This is a genomic window from Noviherbaspirillum sp. (genome assembly GCF_035654295.1).
Taxonomy (GTDB): Bacteria; Pseudomonadota; Gammaproteobacteria; order Burkholderiales; family Burkholderiaceae_D; genus Noviherbaspirillum.
In genome coordinates, this window is the sequence record NZ_DASRXF010000194.1 from 1 (window position 1) to 2942 (window position 2942).

General features: G+C 63.4%; 4 protein-coding genes. All 4 read right to left on the bottom strand.

Going from position 1 to position 2942, the window contains the following annotated elements:
* Positions 1-685: 685 nt before the first annotated feature.
* Positions 686-1171 (bottom strand): Rrf2 family transcriptional regulator, encoded by a 486-nt coding sequence (locus VFF99_RS18075; protein WP_325020316.1) that lies wholly within the window; start codon positions 1169-1171, stop codon positions 686-688.
* 64 nt (positions 1172-1235) lie between these two features.
* On the bottom strand, positions 1236-1775 hold the full coding sequence (locus VFF99_RS18080) for a hypothetical protein (protein WP_325020317.1): 540 nt from the start codon (positions 1773-1775) through the stop codon (positions 1236-1238).
* Positions 1775-2404, bottom strand: coding sequence for an SCO family protein (locus VFF99_RS18085; protein WP_325020318.1), 630 nt, complete (start codon positions 2402-2404; stop codon positions 1775-1777). The genes VFF99_RS18080 and VFF99_RS18085 overlap by 1 nt, the downstream gene beginning before the upstream one ends.
* A 7-nt stretch (positions 2405-2411) precedes the next feature.
* On the bottom strand, positions 2412-2942 hold a 531-nt coding region (locus tag VFF99_RS18090; protein ID WP_325020319.1), incomplete at its 5' end, for a cytochrome c.

Here is a 2942-nt window from a genome sequence, read left to right on the forward strand (position 1 = left end):
CGACAATGGATTCCCGCGTTCGGGGGAATGACGGGGTGAGAGAAAGCGGGAAATCAACCGTCAGCGCCCGCGTGCGGGCCGCACAAGTAGCGCCCTCCGCCACTCCCCACGTCATTCCGGCGAAGGACGGAATCCAGTGGCGTTTGGCGCGCCTGTCCTGTCTCCGATGAACGACAATGGGTTCCCGCGTTCGGGGGAATAACGGGGTGAGAGAAAGCGGGAAATCAAACTTCAGCGCCCGTGTGCGGGCCGCACAAGTAGCGCCCCTCGCCACTCCCCACGTCATTCCGGCGAAGGCCGGAATCCAGTGGCGTTTGGCGCGCCTGTCCTGTCTCCGATGAACGACAATGGATTCCCGCGTTCGGGGGAATGACGGGGTGAGAGAAAGCGGGAAATCAACCGTCAGCGCCCGTGTGCGGGCCGCACAAGTAGCGCCCTTCGCCACTCCCCGCGTCATTCCGGCGAAGGCCGGAATCCAGCGGCGTTTTTAGCGCGCCTGTCCTGTCTCCGATGAACGACAATGGATTCCCGCGTTCGGGGGAATGACGGGGTGAGAGAAAGCGGGAAATCAACCGCCAGCGCCCGCATGTGGGCCGCACAAGTAGCGCCCTCCGCCACTCCCCACGTCATTCCGGCGAAGGCCGGAATCCAGTGGCGTTTGGCGCGCCTGGCTACTCTGAGGTTACTAAACCGCGTCCACTTTCGCCTTTGCCTTCAGCGAGGGATAGATGCGCACCGGCGAAGGCATGAGCTTCTTCTTGCCCGGCTTTTCCAGCACCAGCAGTTCGTCGAGCGTGACGGCATCGAGCACGTTCAGAAACGAACGCGTCGCGGCGACCAGCACGCCCTGCAGCTTGCACGAAGGCGACAGCACGCAGCGGTTGTTTTCCCGGTCGAAGCACTCGGCCATGTGGAAATCGGTTTCCGTCCAGCGGACGATTTCACCGATGTTGATCTCGGACGGATCCTTCTTCAGCCGGAGCCCGCCGTTACGGCCGCGGATCGTCTCCACGATATCGACCGTACCGAGCTGGTACACGACCTTCATCAGGTGGTTCTTCGATATCAGGTGGTTGTCTGCGATGTCCTGAATCGTGACGAGACGGTCGCGGTTCATGCCCAGGTAGATCAGGGTGCGCAGGGTGTAGTCGGTATAGGAAGTCAGTCTCATGATTGGCATTCGCGCAAGGACGGCCGGCGGCCGTTTGACCCATTGTAGTATGCCGTTTATATGTTTAAAAGCGGAACCCGCGTGCGCGCGGTCCGCGGATGGCAAGAAAGGCAAGCAGACACGCCAGCAAGACCAGTCCCCGGCCCGCGGTTTCCTGGTCGCCGAACAGGTAGCTCACGCAGAGGCGGCTGGTGGCGTCGAGGTACAGCAGGCCGGCGGTGGCGCTCATCCAGGCGGCATTGCCGAGGAAGAAAATCCGGATCTCGATGGTGGCGCGGCGCAGGGCATTCGCCGCCGCAAAACCGGCAAGCCACCAGGACAGGTACTTGGCCGCAGCCATCGCCGGATCGAGCAAGGCGGCGTCGAGGGCGGCCGGAATCATCCAGAAAGCGAAGACGCAGGAAGCGGCGGTCAGGCCGGTAATGCCGAGGTGATCCAGTGCCAGCCAGTGCCGCATCCGTTGTTCCATGATTCGCATCGCGGCATAGCCTGATGCAAACAAGAGCGGAAATTCGAGCAGCATGTGCAACGCCATCCGGCTTTCGATCGTGTGCCTGGCCGCCGGCACCAGCAGCAGGACGGGTAGCAAAACCAGCATTCCCATCACGATCCCCTTCCCGCGTACCGTACGGCCGCCGCCAGCGCCTGCTCCCACTCGTCATAAGGAAAGATCCCGAGCAGCACACCCTCCCCGTCAATCAGGTGGATATCGCCGTTATGGACAAAGCCTCCCATTCCGTCGGGCACGACAACGACGCCAAGCTCTTTCAGCAGACGGCCGGCGCCTGTCGGCGGGGTGCCGACTATCCAGTGCTCGGGCGAAGCGCGATAGCGCTCAGCGTAACCGCGCAGATCGTCATGCGTGTCGCGCCCGTCGAAGGAGACCGACATCAGCGTTACGCCGGCATGCACCTGCGAGCGCAACACTTCCTGCATGCGCTGGTATTCGGAGCCCAGTACCTGGCAGACCGACATGCAACGGGTGTAGATGAAGTCGACGAGATAGACGCGGTTCTTCCCGGCGCCGGGCCAGGGCTGGCGCATCTTGCCGTCCGCGTCCTCAATAACAAGCGCCGGAGCCTTGAGCGCCCTGCCCTCTGCCAACGCGATGCGGTGGTCTTCGAACGTCCAGTGCACGAAGCCCGAGGTCAACGCGAACACGCTCCCGGCAAACGCGGACAGGACGGCAAGGCATGCCGCCCACGTGAACGCCTTTGCCGGAAGGCTTTTCATGGCTGGGTTACTGCAAGGCGGCCAGCTCGGCATCGCCCTTCAAGGGCTCCGTGCGGCCCTGGGAAGCCTTGCGCAATTCGGCAATGCTGTCAGGCGTCAGCGCTTCGCTCCGGTTGCCCCACTGTGTGCGGATGTAGGACGCGACGGCCGCGATCTCCGCATCGTTCAACTGGTCCTTGAACGCCGGCATGGCGCCGTTATAGGCCGCACCCTTGACCGTCAGGGGGCCGTTGACGCCGTGCAGCAGGATCGCGCCCAGCGTATTGCCCTTGCCGTTCACCCACTCCGATCCTGCAAGCGGCGGGAAAACGCCCGGCAGGCCGGCGCCGTTGGCCTGATGGCACGCGGCACAGCGCGACGCATAAATGGCCGCGGCATCCACCGCCCCGCCCGCGTTCGCCTTTCCACCCGCCGCAAGTTCCGCCTCCACCCGGCCATCGCCCCATTCCGACGGCGTGTTGATATGCGAAAACGCGATATACAAAACGCCGAAGGCGCACATCAGCCCGACCAGGATGAGCAGGTACCAGGGCACCGG

Excerpts from the sequence above, each read along its gene's own strand:
- VFF99_RS18085 (WP_325020318.1), bottom strand. The coding sequence starts at position 2,404 with ATGAAAAGCCTTCCGGCAAAGGCGTTCACGTGGGCGGCATGCCTTGCC.
- VFF99_RS18075 (WP_325020316.1), bottom strand. The coding sequence starts at position 1,171 with ATGAGACTGACTTCCTATACCGACTACACCCTGCGCACCCTGATCTAC.
- VFF99_RS18080 (WP_325020317.1), bottom strand. The coding sequence starts at position 1,775 with ATGGGAATGCTGGTTTTGCTACCCGTCCTGCTGCTGGTGCCGGCGGCC.